The organism is Chitinimonas taiwanensis DSM 18899 (assembly GCF_900119825.1).
In the GTDB taxonomy this organism is placed as follows: domain Bacteria; phylum Pseudomonadota; class Gammaproteobacteria; order Burkholderiales; family Chitinimonadaceae; genus Chitinimonas; species Chitinimonas taiwanensis.
Genome location: NZ_FPKR01000017.1, coordinates 1 through 18,265, shown reverse-complemented (window position 1 = coordinate 18,265; position 18,265 = coordinate 1). Strand labels below are relative to the sequence as shown.

21 protein-coding genes and 1 tRNA gene are annotated in these 18,265 nt (G+C 64.2%); 16 read left to right on the top strand and 6 right to left on the bottom strand.

Going from position 1 to position 18,265, the window contains the following annotated elements; genetic code table 11:
* Positions 1–2 precede the first annotated feature (2 nt).
* The 9 genes from BT173_RS18090 (at position 3) to BT173_RS18050 (ending at position 5,537) form a co-directional block, all read left to right on the top strand.
* Positions 3–482 carry a type II secretion system protein gene (locus BT173_RS18090; protein WP_072430083.1) on the top strand — a complete coding sequence of 160 codons (480 nt, stop codon included), beginning with the start codon at positions 3–5 and terminating at the stop codon, positions 480–482.
* The gene (locus BT173_RS18085; RefSeq protein ID WP_072430082.1) at positions 457–855 is read left to right on the top strand and encodes a type II secretion system protein; all 399 of its coding nucleotides are present in this window, start codon (positions 457–459) and stop codon (positions 853–855) included. Before BT173_RS18090 ends, BT173_RS18085 begins: the two co-directional genes overlap by 26 nt.
* A gap of 22 nt (positions 856–877) precedes the next feature.
* A complete protein-coding gene (locus BT173_RS18080) occupies positions 878–1,348 on the top strand; it encodes a type II secretion system protein (protein WP_217651510.1) in 471 nt (156 codons plus the stop codon).
* An 81-nt stretch (positions 1,349–1,429) separates the two neighbouring features.
* On the top strand, positions 1,430–2,284 hold the full coding sequence (locus BT173_RS18075) for a 2OG-Fe(II) oxygenase (protein ID WP_072430080.1): 855 nt from the start codon (positions 1,430–1,432) through the stop codon (positions 2,282–2,284).
* A 31-nt stretch (positions 2,285–2,315) separates the two neighbouring features.
* Positions 2,316–3,320, top strand: coding sequence for a cupin-like domain-containing protein (locus BT173_RS18070; protein ID WP_072430128.1), 1,005 nt, complete (start codon positions 2,316–2,318; stop codon positions 3,318–3,320).
* A 167-nt stretch (positions 3,321–3,487) separates the two neighbouring features.
* A complete protein-coding gene (locus BT173_RS18065; RefSeq protein WP_072430079.1) occupies positions 3,488–3,982 on the top strand; it encodes a hypothetical protein in 495 nt (164 codons plus the stop codon).
* A gap of 102 nt (positions 3,983–4,084) precedes the next feature.
* A complete protein-coding gene (locus tag BT173_RS18060; RefSeq protein ID WP_072430078.1) occupies positions 4,085–4,567 on the top strand; it encodes a GNAT family N-acetyltransferase in 483 nt (160 codons plus the stop codon).
* Between the two features lie 15 nt (positions 4,568–4,582).
* Positions 4,583–4,981 carry a nuclear transport factor 2 family protein gene (locus tag BT173_RS18055; RefSeq protein WP_072430077.1) on the top strand — a complete coding sequence of 133 codons (399 nt, stop codon included), beginning with the start codon at positions 4,583–4,585 and terminating at the stop codon, positions 4,979–4,981.
* Positions 4,982–5,201: 220 nt separating this feature from the next.
* Entirely contained in the window at positions 5,202–5,537 is a 336-nt protein-coding gene (locus tag BT173_RS18050) for a hypothetical protein (RefSeq protein ID WP_139256223.1), read from the top strand.
* Between the two features lie 24 nt (positions 5,538–5,561).
* Here the strand turns inward: BT173_RS18050 and BT173_RS18045 are convergent, their stop codons facing one another.
* Positions 5,562–7,013, bottom strand: coding sequence for an MFS transporter (locus tag BT173_RS18045; RefSeq protein WP_072430075.1), 1,452 nt, complete (start codon positions 7,011–7,013; stop codon positions 5,562–5,564).
* A 106-nt stretch (positions 7,014–7,119) separates the two neighbouring features.
* Between BT173_RS18045 and BT173_RS18040 the strand changes: the two genes are divergently transcribed.
* Together BT173_RS18040 and BT173_RS18025 are read left to right on the top strand one after the other, a co-directional pair.
* Positions 7,120–8,073, top strand: coding sequence for a LysR family transcriptional regulator (locus tag BT173_RS18040; protein WP_308417595.1), 954 nt, complete (start codon positions 7,120–7,122; stop codon positions 8,071–8,073).
* A 740-nt stretch (positions 8,074–8,813) separates the two neighbouring features.
* Positions 8,814–11,543, top strand: a complete 2,730-nt coding sequence (locus tag BT173_RS18025) for a chitinase C-terminal domain-containing protein (RefSeq protein WP_139256222.1) — start codon at positions 8,814–8,816, stop codon at positions 11,541–11,543.
* Positions 11,544–11,611: 68 nt separating this feature from the next.
* On the opposite strand, the gene BT173_RS18020 is transcribed toward BT173_RS18025, so the two are convergent.
* Positions 11,612–12,379 carry a TatD family hydrolase gene (locus tag BT173_RS18020; protein ID WP_072430073.1) on the bottom strand — a complete coding sequence of 256 codons (768 nt, stop codon included), beginning with the start codon at positions 12,377–12,379 and terminating at the stop codon, positions 11,612–11,614.
* A 56-nt stretch (positions 12,380–12,435) separates the two neighbouring features.
* On the opposite strand from BT173_RS18020, the gene BT173_RS18015 reads away from it, so the two are divergent.
* Together BT173_RS18015 and ybiB are read left to right on the top strand one after the other, a co-directional pair.
* Positions 12,436–12,948 (top strand): Crp/Fnr family transcriptional regulator, encoded by a 513-nt coding sequence (locus BT173_RS18015; protein ID WP_072430072.1) that lies wholly within the window; start codon positions 12,436–12,438, stop codon positions 12,946–12,948.
* 145 nt (positions 12,949–13,093) lie between these two features.
* Positions 13,094–14,083, top strand: coding sequence for a DNA-binding protein YbiB (gene ybiB, locus BT173_RS18010; protein ID WP_072430071.1), 990 nt, complete (start codon positions 13,094–13,096; stop codon positions 14,081–14,083).
* An 84-nt stretch (positions 14,084–14,167) separates the two neighbouring features.
* Here ybiB and BT173_RS18005 read toward each other — a convergent pair whose 3' ends face one another.
* From BT173_RS18005 to BT173_RS17990, 4 genes are read right to left on the bottom strand one after another with little or no spacing between them, the layout of a single operon-like run.
* Entirely contained in the window at positions 14,168–14,740 is a 573-nt protein-coding gene (locus BT173_RS18005; protein ID WP_072430070.1) for a BON domain-containing protein, read from the bottom strand.
* Between the two features lie 4 nt (positions 14,741–14,744).
* On the bottom strand, positions 14,745–15,335 hold the full coding sequence (locus BT173_RS18000) for a phosphoheptose isomerase (protein WP_072430069.1): 591 nt from the start codon (positions 15,333–15,335) through the stop codon (positions 14,745–14,747).
* Positions 15,336–15,345: 10 nt separating this feature from the next.
* A complete protein-coding gene (locus tag BT173_RS17995; protein WP_072430068.1) occupies positions 15,346–15,687 on the bottom strand; it encodes a YraN family protein in 342 nt (113 codons plus the stop codon).
* Positions 15,688–15,689: 2 nt separating this feature from the next.
* Positions 15,690–16,835 (bottom strand): penicillin-binding protein activator, encoded by a 1,146-nt coding sequence (locus tag BT173_RS17990; protein WP_072430067.1) that lies wholly within the window; start codon positions 16,833–16,835, stop codon positions 15,690–15,692.
* A 39-nt stretch (positions 16,836–16,874) separates the two neighbouring features.
* Here BT173_RS17990 and rsmI point away from each other — a divergent pair, with 39 nt between their 5' ends.
* The 3 genes from rsmI to BT173_RS17975 all read left to right on the top strand — a co-directional run.
* On the top strand, positions 16,875–17,693 hold the full coding sequence (gene rsmI / locus BT173_RS17985) for a 16S rRNA (cytidine(1402)-2'-O)-methyltransferase (RefSeq protein ID WP_245794203.1): 819 nt from the start codon (positions 16,875–16,877) through the stop codon (positions 17,691–17,693).
* 39 nt (positions 17,694–17,732) lie between these two features.
* Positions 17,733–17,817: transfer RNA gene (locus BT173_RS17980), tRNA-Leu, on the top strand.
* 178 nt (positions 17,818–17,995) lie between these two features.
* Positions 17,996–18,265, top strand: a 270-nt coding sequence (locus tag BT173_RS17975; protein ID WP_139256221.1) for an Arm DNA-binding domain-containing protein, incomplete at its 3' end; no start/stop codon positions are given.

The following is an 18,265-nucleotide window of genomic DNA, read 5'->3' as shown; positions in this document are numbered from 1 at the left end:
GGATGTCGACGCGCCCGGCACGCGGTTTCACCCTAATCGAGCTGATGGTCAGCCTGACCCTCTTGGCCATCCTGGCCACGGTGGCGCTGCCGCTGACCCAGCTGAGCAAGCAGCGCGAACGCGAGCGCGCGCTGCAGCAGGCGCTAGTCCAGCTGCGCCAGGGCATCGATGCGTATAAGCAGGCGGTGGACGAGGGACGCATCGCGCGTCGCCTTGGTGATAGTGGCTATCCGCCCACGCTGGCCGCCCTGGTGGATGGCGAGAAAGACCTCAAGGACCCGCTCGGTGCGCGCATCTATTTCCTGCGCCGCATTCCGCGCGACCCGCTGTGCGACTGCCCGGCCCGTAGCGCGGCCGATACCTGGGGCCGGCGCAGCTATGCCAGCCCGCCGCAGGAACCGCGCGAGGGTGCCGATGTGTTCGATGTGTATTCGCTCAGTGAGGGAGTGGGCAGCAATGGTCAGCCCTATCGCGACTGGTAAGCGCCGCGCCCGCTGGGCCGGCTTCACCCTGATCGAGCTCCTGGTGGTGCTGGCCATCATGGCGGCCCTGCTCACCCTGGTGGTGCCGCGCTATTTCAAGCAGACCGAGCGCGCCCATGAAACCGTGCTGCGCCACAATCTGCTGGCCATGCGCGATGCCATCGACAAGTTCCACGGCGATCTGGGCCGCTACCCGTCCAGCCTGGACGAGCTGGCCAGCCAGCAATATCTGCGCGAGGTGCCGCTCGACCCGATCACCGGGCGGCGCGATAGCTGGCGTATTCAGGCGCCGGCCAACCAGGCCGGCGTGTTTGATGTGCACAGCGGCGCGGCCGGGCAGGGCAGCGATGGCAGTGACTATGCGCAGTGGTAGGCCCAGGGCGTGCCCGCCTGGCTTGGCCGGCCAGCGTGGCTATGGCTATGCGTTTGCGCTGCTGGCCGTGCTGCTGCTGGGCATCTATCTGGCCAAGGTGGGCGAGGTGTGGTCCAGCCAGCAGCGCCGCGCGCGCGAGGCGGTGCTATTGCAGCAGGGCGATGAGATACGCCGCGCGGTGGCTTCCTATGTAGCCGCCACCCAGGAAGGCCAGCCGCGCTACCCAAAAAGCCTGGCCGAGCTGGTGCAGGACGAGCGCGGCACGGTGCTACGCCGCCATCTGCGTCGCGCCTATCGCGACCCGATCACGGGGCTGGACTGGGCCTATATCGATGCGCCGGGCGGCGGCTTTCTCGGTGTGTACAGCAAGTCGCTGGCGCGCCCGCTTAAGCAGGCCGGCTTTCGCCCGCCTTATCGCGGCTTTGCTGACCAGCGCACCTACCAGGCCTGGCGCTTTGCCGCCTGGCCCAGTAGCCGTGGTCTGGGGCGCTGAGGCGCGGCTGCGGCTTGAAAACGGCGCCGTAAGCCGGCAGGCTGCGGCCACTTTTGCAACCTTGCCTTCTAGGAGACAGCAATGCCCGAACTGACGGCCGAATGGCAGGCCTGGCTGACGGAAAACCAGCAGCGCGGCTGCTCGAGCGAATCCATGGTCAGCGCCATGGTGCAGGCCGGTTTCGATGCGCTGGAAGCCGGCGCGCTGGTACGGCTGTTCCGTGCCGGCCAGTCGGCCGTGGTGGCCCCCCCCGCCGCCCAGACCAAGGGCAGCTATGTCTACGATGCCTGGCCGATGCCGCTCGGCAACCGGCTGGATGGCGGCGACCGCGTGGCCACGGTGGCCATGCGCTGCGAGCAGCCGCAGGTGCTGGTGCTGGACGATGTGCTGAGCACCGAGGAGTGCGCCGAGGTGATCGCCCGCTCGCAGGCCAAGCTGCGCCGCTCCACCACGGTGGACCCAAGCAGCGGCGCCGAGCAGGTGATTGCCCAGCGCAGCAGCGAGGGCACCTTCTTTGCCCTGTGCGAGGACGAGTTCATTGCCCGCCTCGATGCCCGCATCGCCCGCCTGATGGGCTGGCCGCTGGAAAACGGCGAGGGCCTGCAGATTCTGCGCTATGGCGTGGGGGGCGAGTATCGGCCGCATTTCGACTATTTCCCACCCGATGATCCGGGCAGCGCCAAGCACATCGCCCAGGGCGGCCAGCGCGTGGCCACCCTGGTCATTTACCTGAATACGGTGGCCGAGGGCGGCGCGACCATCTTCCCCGATGCCGGGCTGAGCGTGAGCCCGCGTCAGGGCAGTGCGGTCTACTTCCGCTATGCGAACGGCCAGGGTCAGCTCGACCCGCTGAGCCTGCATGGGGGCGCGCCGGTGGAAGCGGGCGAGAAATGGATCATGACCAAGTGGATGCGTGAGCGCCGTTACGGCGCCTGATATCGCAACAATGAGCCTGGAGGAGGGCAGCATGCAGACGCAGCAGATCGACCATGAGTGGCGCCGCTGGATTGCCGAGAACCTCTTGCTGGACGGCGACCCGCACAGCATCCTGCAGGCCATGCTGGCCAATGGCATTGCGGCGGACGAGGCGCAGCGCGAGCTGGCCGCTGCCCAGCAAAGCCCCTATCTGGCCGGTGCCGCGCGCCTGCAAAGTCGGCTGAAGAAGCAGGCCTGGCCGCTCGATATCTACCGCAAGCTGAACCGGCTCGACCCGCGCATGGCCGAGGTGCCGCGCCGCCACCAGCTGAGCGGCGAGCTGTTCTTCCGCGAGTATTACGCCCTGAACCGCCCAGTGATCCTGACCGGCATGCTGGACGACTGGCCGGCCCTGCACGGCTGGCATAACGACTATCTGCGCCGCTGGGCCGAGCGCGAGGTGGAGGTGCAGTTCGGGCGCAGCCAGGATGCCAATTACGAGGTCAACCAGCCGCAGCTGCGCCGCACGATGCGCTTTGGCGATTATCTGGCGCTGATCGAGGCCCAGCCGCAGAGCAATGACTTCTATATGACCGCCAACAATAGCTCGCAGAACCGCCAGGCGCTGCACGAGCTATGGGACGACATCGGCCCCTTGGCAGACTATCTGGACGGCCAGACCGGGCAGGGCTTTCTCTGGTTTGGTCCGGCCGGCACCAAGACCCCGCTGCACCACGATCTGACCAATAACTTCATGGCCCAGCTGCGCGGCCGCAAATTGGTGCGCCTGGTGCCGGCTGTGGAACTTGGTCAGCTGTATAACGATCTGCACTGCTACAGCCAGCTCGACGCCAGCGCGCTCGACCTGCAACGCTTCCCCAAGGCCGCGCATGCGCAATGGCTGGACGTGGTGCTGGCCCCAGGCGAAATCCTCTTCCTGCCCGTGGGCTGCTGGCACTATGTAGAAGCGCTCGATGTGAGCATCACCCTATCCTTCACCAACTTCCGCTGGGACAACGATTTCTCGAGTTTCTACAGCACTTACCATGGGGTGTAGTGCTGGCACGCTGCCACCCCGCATTGTTTGGCGATACGAATCAGCAGTCAAAGCCGCTAAGATGGATGACCTTATCCGGATTTATAGATTCAAGCAGGATTGTATCGATGTGAATTGGGTTGAGACTACTTTCCTATTTGCAAGCATGCATTAAAAATGGAGTGGTAATGTTCGATAAGGCGGTGCTGTCCATTCAGCGCAAAGCAATGAATATCCGAAAATATACGAGGCGGGCGGATAAATTGGCCGTTGGGATTTGTTCATTCTGGTTGGGTGTCGGTTTGTTATTGGTTATCGGCAGCCTGTATATGTTCTGTATTCATGCCGGCCTCTTATTAACTGGCCACCGGGTAAACGGCAATATCGTGGGTGAATCGTGCCGTAAGCAGGATTGCTCATACATGATTGAATTCAAGGATATAAATGGCAAAGTGCTGGAGGCAAGCTCTGCGAGCTCAAGTCTGTCCAAACAATACACGGTGGAAATTCTCTTTCAACAGCAGCCGGGCCGGGCTCCTGAGCATATTCGCGTCAATCTGTTTGGCGAAATGTGGGCGGCGCCTATCGTTATGCTGATATTGGGTTTGCCCTTGCTCGTAGTTGGCGCTCATCTATTGCTTACAACTTTGCCTACACGCCGTCAGTCGAGAAAACGTTCCTGAGCAGTATTGTTGATGAAATGGCGCAAATGGGTTGTTTTATATGGACATTTGCCTGTTCTGCTCTGGTGCGCCTGCTCAGGCCGTTCCCCCTCCAAGGTGCTTATGCGTATTACCCTTCGCCCCATCACCCGCGACAATTTCGAGGCGATTGCCGATCTGCGCGTGCATGCGCAGCAGCGCAACTTCCTGGCCAGCAATAGCTATTCGATTGCCGAGGCCAGCTTCAACCCCTGCCTGATTACCCGTGCCGTGTATGCCGATGCGCAGCCGGTGGGCTTCATGATGTATGTCTGTCCCGAGCCCTCGGCCGAGCAGGGTGAGTATGCGATCTGGCGCTTCATGATTGCCGCCGAGCAGCAGGGCAAGGGCTATGGGCGTCAGGCGCTGCACTGTCTGCTGGCTGAGATCCGTGGTCATGCCGATGTGGTGCGTATCCTGATTTCCTACTGGCCAGACAACACCGCCGCACAGCGCTTTTATGCCAGCTTCGGCTTTCGCGAGCTCGGTATCGATGCGGACGGCGAGATGATGGCCGTGCTCGATTGCGCGCCGAACGAGCGGCTGAGCGCGCCTTACGCGATGTGATCTGGAGCCCACGCTATGCACACTCACCCCTTGCTCGACACGCTGCGTGAACTGGAACTGGCCCTGCAGCAGCCGCAGCGGCGTAGCGATCCCGCCAGTATGGCGGCCTTGCTGCATGCGGATTTCCGCGAATTCGGCCGCTCGGGGCGCTGCTATGACCGCGCAAGCATTTGTGCCTGGCTGGCCGAGGCCGGCGCGGAGGCGCAGCCGCACATCTGGACGCAGGACTTCGTGCTGGCGCAGCTGGCCGAGGATATCGCCCTGCTCACCTATCGCTCCGCCCATCTTGATGCTGACGGCATGCTGAGCCGGCATACCAACCGCAGCTCGCTTTGGCAGCGCGGCGCGGCCGGTTGGTTGCTGCGCTTTCATCAAGGCACGGCCACCGAGCCGTTTGGCCCTGCGTCGCGCTGAGCGGCACGACTCACCCAAGTTGAGGATGCCGGGCGCAGCGCCTGCATGGTAGAAGCCTGCCCAGCCGCGTTGCTATGCAGCTTGCGGCCTACCCTCAACCCAGCCTACGTCCCCGATCATGACCTGCACCCTGCTGCTTTTTCAGCTCAATACACACAGTAATTTTCATCGGAGCAAGCAAGTGGACTGCGCCGCACCTGCCGATACCCTGCAGTTTCTGATGATCGATGAGCTGGCCTGGAAGGTGCTCAGTTACGGAGATGATCTGCACCTTCAATTGTGGCGCATGGGCAAGGTCGCGCCGCAGCGCTTCGAGGCCGTCGTCCAGGCCAATGTCCTTAGCTATCACCGCGCCACCGTGCGCCAGCAGGCTGTATTCAGCCAGATTGCCGATCTTGAGACCCTGGCGCAGCAGGTGGAGGCCAGTCTGGGCGGCACACTGCACATCACGCACGACGGCGGTCCGTTTGCGTACTGGGTGCCCGGCCCTGGCTATGCGTTCCGACCCAGCGCGCGCCCCTATCCTGACAGCCAGGCGCCGAGCGCCGCGGCTTAAGGCCAGTTGAGCCGCGTGCTGCGTCTACGGCGTTGCATCCGCCCGCGCACTCGGCCGCGTCTGCTGCCGGCGCCCCATGCTGTCCATCCACCAGGCCAGCGCTATCAAAACGCTAGCCAGCACAAAACTCAGCTGCATGGCCGCGGCAACCTCGGTGGGCGTGGCGCTGGCGAGATCGGCGCCGGGCAGGGCGCGTACGAACACCGTGCCCATCAGCGCGGTGCCGCTGATCAGGCCCAGGTTGCGGGCCAGATTGAGCATGCCGGCCGTCTTGCCGCGCTGGGCGGCACTCACGCCAGCCATCACGCGGGTATTGTTGGCGGCCTGAAACAGCGCATAGCTGACGGTGATCAGCAGCAGCGGCGCCAGATAGGCGGGCAAACCCAGCGCACTGGGCAATAGGCTGAGCAGTACGCAGCCGGCGCCGATGCCGAGCAGGCCAAGACGGCTGAGGCGCGCTGCCCCCAGGCGATCCACTAGCCGGCCGGCCGGGAAGCCCGCCAGGGCGGCGCCCGCTGGGCCGAGCGCCATGGCGAGGCCAAGCTGGCCGGCATCAAGGCCCAGCGTATGGCTCAGGTAAAACGGCCCGACCACCAGGGTACTCATCAACACGCTGGCGACTAGCAGGCTGGTGGCCAGGCCGCTAGCCAGGCCCGGTTCGCGCAGGCTATCGAGCGCAAGCAGCGGCGCGGCGGCACGCGCCTCCACACGCAGCAAGGCCAGCAAGCCGAGTGCGCCGAGTAGCAGCAAAGCCAGATTGCACAGGCCGAACTGGCTGCCACCCCAGCTCATGCCCAAGGCATAGGCGGCCAAGGTGGCGCTTAGCCATAGCAGGCCCGCATAGTCGAAGCGGGCGGGCGCGGCGGCCGGCACTGGGTCGGGCGGCAGCGCCTGGTAGGCGAGCAGCAGGGCCAAGACACCGAGTGGCAGATTGAGCAGGAACAGCGCCGGCCAGCCCAGCTGGGCAATCAGCACGCCGCCCAGCGATGGGCCGAGCGCCGTACCCAGGGCGGAAACCGAGCCGAGCAGGCCCATCGCGCTGCCCTGCCTGGCCTTGGTCACACTATCGCCGACCAGGGCCATGCTGAGCGCGAGCAGTACGGCAGCCGCGCTGCCCTGCACGGCGCGTGCGGCAATCAGCCATCCTAGGCTGGGGGCGGCCGCGCAGGCTGCCGAAGCCAGGGTGAACAGGGCGAGGCCGGCCAGCATCAGGCGCCGCCGCCCGAGCCGATCACCCAGCCAGCCCGCGCCGACAATCAGGCTGGTGACAGCCAGCAGATAGGCGAGTACCACCCATTGCACCTCAGCGAAGCTGGCCTTGAAGACCATGAGCAGGGTGGGCAGGCCGACATGGGCGATGCTGGTGCCGAGCGAGGACAGCAGCACGGCCAGCGCCAGGCTGAGCAAGGCCATGCCGGACTTGGTAGGCGCCGGCTGTACCTGGGCGGTGGTGCTGGGGGGTGGTGAGGGGGGCATGGGCGCTTCCTTTTCGCGGGGCAGATATCGGCACCCAGCCTATGCCGCCACCTGATAGGGCGGAAGGCGCAGCATTTGCACTTTATTGCTGCATGAAACGCCATGCATGCGTGTTCTAAGCTATCGTCCCGGCATGAGTACACCTGATCTGAACCTACTGCTGACCCTGGATGTGCTGCTGGCCGAGGGCAGCGTGGCGCGCGCGGCCAAGCGGCTGCGGCTAAGCACCTCGGCCATGAGCCGCGCTCTGGCGCGCCTGCGCGAAACCATGGGCGACCCGCTGCTGGTGCGTGCCGGCCGCGGCCTGGTGCCCACGCCGCGTGCATTGGCGCTGCGCGAGCAGGTCAGCCAACTGGTGCTGGATGCGCAAGCCGTGCTGCGCCCGGAGCAGGCGCCCGATCTGGCCGAGCTGCAGCGCACCTTCACCCTGCGCTGCAGCGATGGCTTCGTGGAGAACTTCGCGCCAGCCCTGATCGCACATATCGCCGCCCAGGCGCCCGGTGTGCGCCTCTACTTCCTGCCCAAGCTCGATAAGGACAGCCGCTGGCTGCGCGATGGCAGTGTGGACCTGGAAACCGGCGTAGTGGGCGAATCGGCCGGGCCCGAGCTGCGCGTGCAGGCCTTGATGCGCGACCATTTCGTGGGCGTGGTGCATAGCGCGCATCCACTCGCGCAGGGTGAGTTGAGTGCCGCGCGCTATGCGGCTGCACGCCATGTCAGCGTCTCGCGGCGCGGGCTGGCCAGCGGGCCGCTGGACGAGTCGCTAGCGGCGCTGGGCCTGCAGCGCAATATCGTCACCCTGGTGGGCGGTTTTTCCGCCGCCCTGGCGCTGGCGCGTAGCACCGATCTGGTGGCCAGCGTACCGGCGCGCCACACCGGGCGCTTGCGCGAGGGCCTGTTCAGCTTCGCGCTGCCATTTGCCATGCCCGAGATCACCGTGTCCCTGCTCTGGCACCCACGCCAGCAGGCCGACCCCGCGCACCGCTGGCTGCGCGACACCGTGCGCAGTGTCTGCCTGGCTGCTCTGCACGACGATGCGCTGGCGGCGGATCAAGCCTAGGGCCTAGCCTGCCTGCTTTACCCCGATCCAGCCGGCCTCAGGCCGGCTTTTTCTCGCCTCATCGGGGCGCTGGGCTGCTGATCTCGCCGCAGATTGCGCAGCGCGCTGTTGCAAATTCAACAGATAACCATCGCCATTTCTGCCCGATTCCACTGCAAAAACAGGTAGTAGCTCAATGTCATATTGGCGCGACTACCTGAGCCAGGCCCGTTCTGGGGTGTCTTGGCGCTTGGTTTGGGCATCACCTTGTGCAGGCCAGCATTTTCCCTGGTCCATGCAGGCCGTGAGTCGACAAGACAACTTGCTGGCCAGCACAGCTTGCCCTTTCGGCTTACCAGCAGAAATGCCTATGGAATACATGAATTTGTCATCTGCTCTTCATGTGGATTCTGGCACTGCACTGCTGTGCTAACTACGTCGATCTAATACCACTGGTCTGCCAAGAAAGCTTCTTGTCAGCTTGTGGTCTTGTCTGGCCTGGCGAATGTTGCCATGCAACACCTGTAGTCAGTGCTGTTTCGACTACAGAAATCTGTCGGAAAATAAGATATTGATTTTATTGAATCAATTGACGCTGCACGCTGCGCCTGACTAGCATGCTCTCCACCTCCTAGCTGGTTCCTGCTGTCGATATCGCGGTTGTGAGCGCTGTTTTCTTCCCCGCCTGACTGAGGTGGCTAGGCCGATGGTGTGGATATTTAAGTCCACTTTATTTCCACTGTCAGACGGAGAGTCTTTCCATGCATACCCGCTGCACACCGGTCCGGCGTTTCGCGCTGCGCACCGTCTCGATCAGCCTGGCCACCGCCGGCCTGCTGTATGCGCCCAGCGCGCTGGCTGCCGATTGCGCCGTGGCCTGGGCCGAAGGCAATAGCTACGCGGCCAATAGCCTCGCGTCCTACCAGAGCGCGAATTACAAGGCGCTGGTCACCCATACTGCCTATGTGGGGGCGAACTGGAACCCGGCCGCCTCGCCTACCTTGTGGTCCAACCAGGGTGCGTGCAGCAGCACGGGCACCCCCACGCCGACGCCTACCCCGACACCCACTCCAACGCCGACACCTACTCCGACGCCAACACCAACACCCTCGCCAACACCCACGCCAACACCCACGCCAACACCGACACCGACACCTACCCTGTGCTATGTGAGCTGGGCCAGCGCGACCGCTTACACGGGCGGGCAGAAGGTGACGTACGAGGGGCGCAACTACGAGGCCAAGTGGTGGACCCAGGGCAATGTGCCGTCCAGCAATGCCGGTGAAGGCCAGCCGTGGAAGGACATTGGTGCATGCTCGACCACGCCGACGCCGACGCCGACGCCGACGCCGACGCCAACGCCAACGCCAACGCCAACGCCAACTCCAACGCCAACGCCAACACCAACACCAACACCAACGCCAACACCAACACCAACACCAACACCAACACCAACACCAACACCAACACCAACACCCACAGGCAATGAAGCCTGCCGCCCGGATGGTCTGGTCAAGGTCGCGCAGCTCGATGTGCCGTACTGCCTGGCTTATGACGCGCAAGGGCGCGAGCTGCTGGCCAATGGCAATCAGCGCCGCATCATCGGCTACTTCACCAGCTGGCGTACCGGCAAGAACGGCCAGCCCAGCTATCTGGCCAAGGACATCCCCTGGGACAAGCTCACCCATATCAATTACGCGTTTGCGCATATCGATGCCAGCCACAGGGTATCGGTGAACGAGGGCGTGGCTGGCAATGAGGCGACCGGCATGGAATGGCCGGGTGTGGCCGGAGCCGAGATGGATGCCAGCCTGCCGTACAAGGGCCATCTGAACCTGCTCAATAAGTACAAGAAGCTGCATCCGGGTGTGAAGACCCTGGTGTCGATTGGCGGCTGGGCCGAGACCGGTGGCTTCTTCGGTGCCGATGGCAAGCGCGTGGCCTCGGGTGGCTTCTACACGATGACCACCAATGCCGATGGCAGCATTAACACCGCTGGCATCAATACCTTTGCCGATTCGGTGGTGGCCTTCCTGCGCAAGTACAACTTCGATGGGGCCGACCTCGACTACGAGTACCCGACCACCATGGCCAAGGCCGGCAATCCGCTCGACTGGGGCGTTTCCGAGCCGCGCTTGAAAGGCTTGCAGGCGTCCTACCGCGAGCTGATGAAGGTCTTGCGCAAGAAGCTGGACGAAGCAGCGGTGGCTGATGGCAAGTACTACCAGCTGACGATTGCCTCGCCCTCATCCGGCTATCTACTGCGTGGCATGGAGAGCTTCCAGGCCGTGCAATACCTCGACTTCGTCAATGTGATGAGCTACGACCTGCACGGCGCCTGGAACGAGTTCGTCGGTCCGAATGCCGCACTGTTCGATGACGGCAAGGATGCGGAGCTGGCCAAATGGGGCGTGTATGGCGCGGCCCAGTACGGCGGCATCGGCTATCTGAACACCGATTGGGCCTACCACTATCTGCGTGGCGCACTGCCGGCCGGGCGTATCAATGTGGGCGTGCCTTACTACACGCGTGGCTGGAAGGGTGTGACGGGTGGCACGAACGGGCTGTGGGGTACCTCGGCCAAGTCCAGCCAGTGCGGTCCCGGCCTGACCGAGTGCGGTACCGGCGCCACCGGCATTGATAATCTCTGGCACGACAAGGACGAGCAGGGCCGCGAGATGGGCGCCGGTTCCAATCCGATGTGGCATGCCAAGAACCTGGAGAAGGGCATCAAGGCCAGTTATCTGGGCCAGTATGGCCTGACTGCCGCCGATCAGACCGGCAGCTACAGCCGCTATTACGATGCCACCCTGGTGGCGCCGTGGCTGTGGAATGCCCAGAAGCAGGTCTTCCTGTCCACCGAGGACGAGCAGTCGATTGCCCGCAAGGCACAGTGGATTGTCGACAAGGGCATAGGTGGGGCGATGTTCTGGGAGCTGGCGGGCGACTATGCGTTTGACAGCGCCAAGGGCGAGTACTTCATCGGCCAGACGCTGACCACCACGCTGCACAATGCCTTCAAGTCGGCCAGTGCCTATGGGAATAAACGCGCCAAACAGGCAATGCCCAGCCAGGCCATCGACCTGCAGTTCGAGCTGGTGGACTTCAAGCTTGGGGATCAGAACTACCCGATCAATCCCAAGCTGAAGATCAGCAATAAGTCGAGCGCGACCATCCCGGGTGGCACCCAGATCGAGTTCCAGTATCCGGTGGCGGCGCCAAGCAATATGGCCGATCAATCGGGTGCCGGGCTCAAGGTGGTGGCATCCGAGCATACTGGGCCGAATGTGGGTGGCTTCAAGGGCGACTTCCATACCGCCCAGTTCAAGCTGCCAGCATGGCAGAGCCTGGCGCCGGGTCAGTCCATCGACATCACCCTCAACTACTACCTGCCAATCAGCGGGCCGTCCAACTACATTGTCACGGTGGGCAGCCAGCGTTTCGCCATCAAGCAGGAATACCCGAACCTGCCCAATGGCGTGATCCAGTAAGCCGCAGTACGGGCTGAAGGAAAAGGGCGAGTCCTTGGACTCGCCCTTTTTGCATGACCGGTGCGTGCTCAGGTCGGGCCGGCTAAGCCCAGTACCGCGCGTGCATTGGCCGTGGTCTGCACGGCCAGCTCGGTAACGGAGATACCGCGCAACGCGGCCAGCTCGGCGGCGATGCCGGCGAGGTAAGCCGGTTCATTGCGCTGCTTATAGGCCCAGCCGGGCGAGATATCGGGCGCATCGGTTTCCAGCACGATGCTGTCCAGCGGCAGATCGACGGCCAGGCGGCGGATATTCAGCGCGCGTTCGAAGGTCAGATTGCCGCCAAAACCCAGCTTGAAGCCAAGCGCGATATAGGCATCCGCCTGTTGCGGGCTGCCATTGAAGGCATGCGCGATGCCGCGCCGCACGCCAAAGCGACGCAGCTGCTTGAGCACCTGATCCTGCGATTTACGCACATGCAGCAGCACGGGCAGATCAAAGTCGCGCGCGAGCTTGAGCTGGGCGGCGAACAGCTCGGTCTGGCGCTGGGCATCAAGGCCAGGCACGAAGAAGTCGAGGCCGATTTCGCCCACCGCCACCGGCTGCTCGCGCGCAATCGCCTCTCGCAGCGCCAGCAGGTGCTCGTCGCGATGGGTGCGCTCGTAGATCGGGTGCAGGCCCAGTGCGACCGGGCAGCCATATTGGCTGCGCATGGCTAGCGTACCGGCCAGGGTGGGCAGGCTGATACCGGGTACCACGATCTGCGCCACGCCCTGGGCCTGCGCACGCGCGACCACCTCGGCGCGGTCGGCGTCGAACTCGGGGGCATCCAGGTGGCAGTGGGTATCAATGAACAAGGCCGGCTCCAGTTTTGGCTGCCTACAATTAGAGCATCGACAGCCCGAGGTTCGCCATGCCTTTGCCCGATGCCAGCTTGCAGTCACTTAAATACGCCCAGCTCGAGCTGGCCCGGCTGCCTGCGCTGCGCCGCCAGCTGGAGGCCAGCGAGGCGCTGAGCGAGCTAGACGGCGACGAGATCGCCTATCTGCTTGAGCTGCTGCGGGGCTACCGGCTCGGCCGCGGCGATGTGCTGTTCCGCGAGGGCGAGCCGGCTGCCTATATGGGCATGCTGCTGGAAGGGCGGCTGATCGTGTCCAAGCGCAATGAGGATGCGGCCGGCAAGCCGCTATACCGCATGGCGGCTGGCAAGGTATTTGGCGAAATGGCCATGCTGGATGGCGAGCCGCGCTCGGCCACGCTCAGCGCGGCCGAGGACTGCAGTATTGCCGTGCTGTCGCGCGATGCCTTCGAGCGCCTGTGCCGCGAGAGGCCGGTCATCGGCCTCAAGCTGCTGCGCCGTATTGCCCGCCTCCTGTCGCAACGCCTGCGCCGCGCGAGCGGCCTGCTGGTCGATTATCTGCCCTGAGCTTGTGCGGTCGGCTGTGCCGAACTGGTGCGCCACGTTGCTGGCGTAGCCGCTTCGGGATCGGACAGGGCGGCCGGCCGGGCTTTGCTGGCTGTGGCACGGCCGTTGCTCAATCTGCGCGCCACCCACACCAAGGAGATTGGGCATGAGTTACACAAGGCTGCTGAAGGCCATCGCCACGAGCGATCCGCGCCATCTGAGCCAGGACGAGGCGCGCGAGCTGTTCGCCGCCATGCTGGACGGCGGTATTCCTGATCTGGAGCTGGGGGCCTTGCTGCTGGCCCTGCGCGTGAAGGGCGAATGCAGTGCCGAGCTGGACGGTGCGACCGAGGCACTGGCCAGCCGCACCCTGCGGCTGGCGGGCGGCGCGCAGCCGGCTGTGGTGCTGCCTTCCTACGGCGGCGCACGCCACTTCCCCAATCTGACTCCCTTGTTAGCGCTGCTGCTGCGCCGCTTCAATATTCCGGTGCTGATCCACGGCGAGCTGGACGGCCATGGCCGGGTGGCCAGCGCGATGATTCTGCGCGAACTCGGCATCATGCCCACCGCCAGCCTGGCACGCGCCGAGGCGGCCCTGGCGCGCGATGGCCTGGCCTTTCTGCCCGTGGGTGCCTTCTCGCCCGGTCTAGCCGGCCTGTTGGCCCTGCGTGCGCGGCTGGGTGTGCGCCATCTCGGTCACCAAGTGGCCAAGTTGCTGCAGCCTTTTGACGACGCGCGCACGCTGACCGTGATCGGTGCCACCCATGCAGACCGGCTCGAGCATTTCCGCCAGATCTGCCTGCAACGCCGCCGCCGCGCCATGCTGCTGATGGGCACGGAGGGCGAACCGTTTGCCGATCCGCGCCACCGGCCGGAAATCGACCTGGTCTGCGATGGTGAGCAGCAGATGCTGTTCCGCGCCGAGAACAGTTCCTTCTCGCCTTCGCCCACTCTGCCGGCCGGCCTGGATGCCAGTGCCACCGCGCGCTGGATCGAGGCGGTGCTGGCCGGCGATATCCCGCTGCCCACCCCGCTGGTCAACCAGCTGGCCTGCTGCCTGTACGGCATCGGCTATGTCGATGATATGAACCAGGCCAAGGCCATCGTGGCGGTGGAAGTGGGTATGCTGGCCCAGCGCAAGCTGCGCGCGGCCTGAAGGGTTGGCGTTTACCTGCTTCAGAAAAGCACAACCCGCCTGGCGGGCGGGTTGTGGGGCGGGGCCAGCAGGGCAGGGCGCGACTTAGTCCAGGTATTCGAACAGCACGACCACCTTTTCGGCACCCTGGGTCTGACTGGCGATCTCGGCCGCATCCTTGCCTTCCTGGCGGGTAACCAGGCCCAGCAGATAGACCTGCTTGCGTTCCGACACCACCTTCACATGCAGGGGCGAGAACTTGTTCGCCTCCACCATGCGCGCCTTCACGCGTGCGGTCAGGCCGCTATCGCTGACCCGTGCGCCGGTGCTGGAAGGCAGCATGATGGCCAGTTCGTTATGCACCTGGCGCACATCCTTGGCGGCGCGGGCCAGTTCCTCGACCGCGGCCTTGGTGGCCGCATCCGGCACCTCGCCGGTTAGCAGTACCGCCTTGTTGTAGCCGGTGATGTTCACATGGGTGTGCGCGCCGAACTTATTGTCCACCTCCTTGGCGATGGCGGTTTCGATCTGCTGGTCATTCCAGACCACAGCCGAATTGCGCCTGTCCTGGGTTACCGCCACGCCGGTGCCAACGCCGGCCACAACCAGCGGGAAACAGGCGCTCAGCTGGCTGGCGGCGATCAGGGCAAGGCTAAGATGGGTCAGGCGTTTGAACATGGGCTCACTCTCCGTCTAACAAGATGCAGTCAATTGCATCGCAAAGGCTGTGGATCAACAGCAGGTGGACTTCCTGAATCCGCGCGGCGCGGGTGGCCGGCACATTCAGCTGGATATCGTCGCCGCTCAGCAGTTCAGTGATCTTGCCGCCATCGGCGCCGGTCAGCGCAATCACCGTCATCTGCCTTTCATGCGCGGCGTAAATCGCCTCGATCACATTGGCCGAATTGCCCAGTGGCGAGAAGGCGAGCAGCACATCGCCGGGCTGGCCAATCGCGCGCACCTGCTTGGAAAACACCAGGTCGAAATCGTAGTCGTCGGCAATCGCGCTCAGCACCGAGGTATCGGTAGTCAGGGCAATGGCCGGCAGGCCGGGGCGCTCCTTCTCAAAACGGCTGACCATGCGGGCAGCGAAATGCTGGGCGTCGGCAGCGGATGCGCCATTGCCGCAGGCCAGCATCTTGTGGTCGCCCATCAGGGCGGCCACCACCCGCTCGGCCGCCACAGCAGTCGGGGCGGCCAGCAGTTCGCGTGCAGCTTCCTGGGCCTGCATGCTGTCCAGAAAGTGCTGGTTGATACGGGCAATCAAATCCATGAAACGGTTCTCAACTCTCGATGATGTTCTTCAGCCAACGTGGTGGCGCCGCCCCGTCCAGCAAGACCGCGTCGAAGCGGCAGGGCGGGGTGCGCGACAATGTGGCGAGGTAGTGCTGGGCAGCAGCCACCAGCTTGGCCTGCTTGCTGGCGGTAATGCTGGCGGCGGCATCGCCAAAACGCGATGCGGCGCGGCTGCGGACTTCCACGAACACCAGAGTGCCGGCGTCATCGACGATCAGGTCGATTTCACCGCGCCGGCAGTGCCAGTTTCGCGCAAGAATCCTGACGCCTTGCTGAACCAGGAAGTCTGCCGCCTGCTGTTCGGCCGCCGCACCCTTGTGCTGGGACATGCTCAGGAAACGGGCTGGGTGGTCACCGTCAGCCCGGCCGGATCGGCTGCCGGCAGCGGTTCGGGTTCCGGCTTGGGCGTGCGCGGCTGGCCGCCGATATCGCCGCGCAGCAGATCGCGCTGGAACTGGCCGTCCTCACCCAGACGCAAGGTGCCGCTGACGCCCTCGAGCTCGATGCTGGCGCCGGGTGCGGCCACCAGCAGCATCAGGCTTAGTCGGTAGGCATCGAGCCCCAGTGCATACAGGCGCTCGAGGTCGGGCGATAGGGGTTTGTCATTGCGCTTGAAGCTGGCGATATCGTGCTGATAGGGATCAAGCAGCCAGGGCATATCGACAAAGCGCACGCCGGCCAGATCGTTGTTCAGCACCGATACCCGGCCGAACTTGCCGCTCCATACCTGTGAGGTGGCATACACGGGCCGGTCCGCACCCAGATAGGGGCGGATCAGGCGCGCCTTCTTCTGGTCGGCCGCCAAGAAGATCGCATCGGGCGCCAGCGCGTCCACGCTGGTCTTCAGCTTGGCCAGGCCATCCTTGGCATCGGCAAACTTCAGCTCCATGGGCAGCGCATCGCCATTGCGCGTCCACTCGGCGTTAAAGGCTTCGCGCATGCGCTTGGTCAGCGCGCCATCGCTCTCGATCACCAGCGGTTTGCGCACGCCCTCGGTGCGCATCAGCCGCACCACCTGGCGTACCTCGGCCTCGATCGACAGCCCCAGGCCGTACAGATTATTGCGCTGACCGAGACCATCCAGGCTGTTCAGCGCCAGCACCGGCACCTCGGGCGACCCGAATTCCACCAGCTTGGCAATGCCCCCACGGGTCAGCGGGCCGATCACGCCGACCGCGCCATTCTTCAGCGCCTGCTGGTAGGCCAGCAGCGCATCTTCATCGCGCTCGGTCGTGGGGTAGAGGCGCAGTTTGGGCGTAAGCTCATCGCCCAGGCGCAGCTCGGCTGCTTGCGCACCGTGCCACACGGCCTCGGACGGGCCGGCAATCGCCTTGGCCTTGCTGGGCAGGATCAAGGCGATATGCGCCTCGGGCAGAGCTTCGACGGCCTCTTCGGCGCTGGCCGCACCTGGCAGGCCAAGGTAGAGTAGCGCCGCCGTAAAAACAGCAGTCCAACGAGAAGGAATAAAACCGTGCATGGCGAGCCGTGGTTGATAGATCGACCCGCATTATATGTGGTGGCCACGCCCATCGGGAATTTGGCCGACCTGACCCCGCGCGCGCGCGCCGTCCTGGCCCAGGCCGATGTGATTGCCGCCGAGGACACGCGGGTGACCGGCCAGCTGCTTAAACACTTCGGCATCGACACCCGCATGCTGTCGCTGCGCGAGCATAACGAGCGTGAAGCGGCCGAGAAGCTGATCGAACGCCTGCGCGCTGGCGAGGCCGTGGCCCAGGTATCGGACGCCGGCACCCCGGCCGTCAGCGACCCCGGCGCGCGTCTTGTGCAGGCTGTGCATGCGGCTGGCTTTCGCGTCGTGCCGGTGCCGGGCGCCTCGGCCGTGCTGGCTGCGCTGGCCGCAGCCGGTATGAATTCGCCGCGCTTTCAGTTCCACGGCTTCCTGGAGCCCAAGTCCACCGCGCGCTGCAAGGAGCTGGAGGCACTCAAGCAGCTGCCGCATACGATTGCCTTTTTCGAAGCGCCGCACCGCATCGCCGACAGCATCGCCGATATGGCCAGCGTATTTGGCCCCGAACGCATTGCCGTGGTATGCCGCGAGCTGACCAAGACCTTCGAAACCATACGCCGTGGCCCTCTGGGCGAGCTGGCCGAATGGGTGGCGGCCGACAGCAATCAGCAGCGCGGCGAGCTGGTGGTGCTGGTGGAAGCCGCCCCGACCCAGACCCAGGACGAAGCGAGCAGCCACGATGCGGTGCTGGCCCCGCTGGTGCGCGAGCTGCCGGTCAAGCAGGCCGTCAAGCTGGCGGCCGAAATCACCGGCGGCAACCGCAATGCGCTGTATGAACGTGCCTTACAGCTCAAACAAGGTGATTGACCACCCGAGCTCGGCTCGGCATAATCCGCGCCTCACTCAGCCCGGGTGGTGAAACTGGTAGACGCAGGGGACTCAAAATCCCCCGCCGCAAGGCGTGTCGGTTCGATTCCGACCCCGGGCACCACATATTAGTCTTAGAGCATCCTAAGACATCCAAAAACCCGCATAGCTACTAGCTTTGCGGGTTTTTTCTTGTCCTGGCACGTCCCGGTATGTGCGCCCAAATCCACGGTTTCTGTGTACCAAAATGTGTACCAAATTAGAATGGGTCCAAAATTTGGTACACACCTTGGTACACAAGCATGCCGTTATCCGATCTGGCGGTTCGCCAGGCTAAGCCCAAAGACAAGCCCTACCAGCTTTCCGATGGTGGGGCCTTATTCCTCGAAGTGACGATTGCCGGTGGTAAACGCTGGCTCTTTCGGTGTCGCTTCGAAGGCAAGCAGGTGAAGTTCACGCTAGGTGCCTATCCGGTCGTGTCGCTCGCCGAGGCCCGAGAAAAGGCCCTAGAGGCTCACCGGCAGCTCGAAGAGGGGAAGAACCCTTCGATAGCCAAGCGTGAGGCCAAAGCC

What these genes read in the sequence shown, in the direction of transcription:
- BT173_RS18060 (WP_072430078.1), top strand. Translation starts at nt 4,085, where the DNA reads ATGCGTATTACCCTTCGCCCCATCACCCGCGACAATTTCGAGGCGATT.
- BT173_RS18005 (WP_072430070.1), bottom strand. Translation starts at nt 14,740, where the DNA reads ATGTTCAAACGCCTGACCCATCTTAGCCTTGCCCTGATCGCCGCCAGC.
- BT173_RS18045 (WP_072430075.1), bottom strand. Translation starts at nt 7,013, where the DNA reads ATGCCCCCCTCACCACCCCCCAGCACCACCGCCCAGGTACAGCCGGCG.
- BT173_RS18085 (WP_072430082.1), top strand. Translation starts at nt 457, where the DNA reads ATGGTCAGCCCTATCGCGACTGGTAAGCGCCGCGCCCGCTGGGCCGGC.
- BT173_RS18015 (WP_072430072.1), top strand. Translation starts at nt 12,436, where the DNA reads ATGCCTTTGCCCGATGCCAGCTTGCAGTCACTTAAATACGCCCAGCTC.
- ybiB (WP_072430071.1), top strand. Translation starts at nt 13,094, where the DNA reads ATGAGTTACACAAGGCTGCTGAAGGCCATCGCCACGAGCGATCCGCGC.
- BT173_RS18090 (WP_072430083.1), top strand. Translation starts at nt 3, where the DNA reads ATGTCGACGCGCCCGGCACGCGGTTTCACCCTAATCGAGCTGATGGTC.
- BT173_RS18070 (WP_072430128.1), top strand. Translation starts at nt 2,316, where the DNA reads ATGCAGACGCAGCAGATCGACCATGAGTGGCGCCGCTGGATTGCCGAG.
- BT173_RS18050 (WP_139256223.1), top strand. Translation starts at nt 5,202, where the DNA reads ATGATCGATGAGCTGGCCTGGAAGGTGCTCAGTTACGGAGATGATCTG.
- BT173_RS18055 (WP_072430077.1), top strand. Translation starts at nt 4,583, where the DNA reads ATGCACACTCACCCCTTGCTCGACACGCTGCGTGAACTGGAACTGGCC.
- BT173_RS18000 (WP_072430069.1), bottom strand. Translation starts at nt 15,335, where the DNA reads ATGGATTTGATTGCCCGTATCAACCAGCACTTTCTGGACAGCATGCAG.
- BT173_RS17995 (WP_072430068.1), bottom strand. Translation starts at nt 15,687, where the DNA reads ATGTCCCAGCACAAGGGTGCGGCGGCCGAACAGCAGGCGGCAGACTTC.
- BT173_RS18065 (WP_072430079.1), top strand. Translation starts at nt 3,488, where the DNA reads ATGTTCGATAAGGCGGTGCTGTCCATTCAGCGCAAAGCAATGAATATC.
- BT173_RS18075 (WP_072430080.1), top strand. Translation starts at nt 1,430, where the DNA reads ATGCCCGAACTGACGGCCGAATGGCAGGCCTGGCTGACGGAAAACCAG.
- BT173_RS18040 (WP_308417595.1), top strand. Translation starts at nt 7,120, where the DNA reads ATGCGTGTTCTAAGCTATCGTCCCGGCATGAGTACACCTGATCTGAAC.
- BT173_RS17990 (WP_072430067.1), bottom strand. Translation starts at nt 16,835, where the DNA reads ATGCACGGTTTTATTCCTTCTCGTTGGACTGCTGTTTTTACGGCGGCG.
- BT173_RS18025 (WP_139256222.1), top strand. Translation starts at nt 8,814, where the DNA reads ATGCATACCCGCTGCACACCGGTCCGGCGTTTCGCGCTGCGCACCGTC.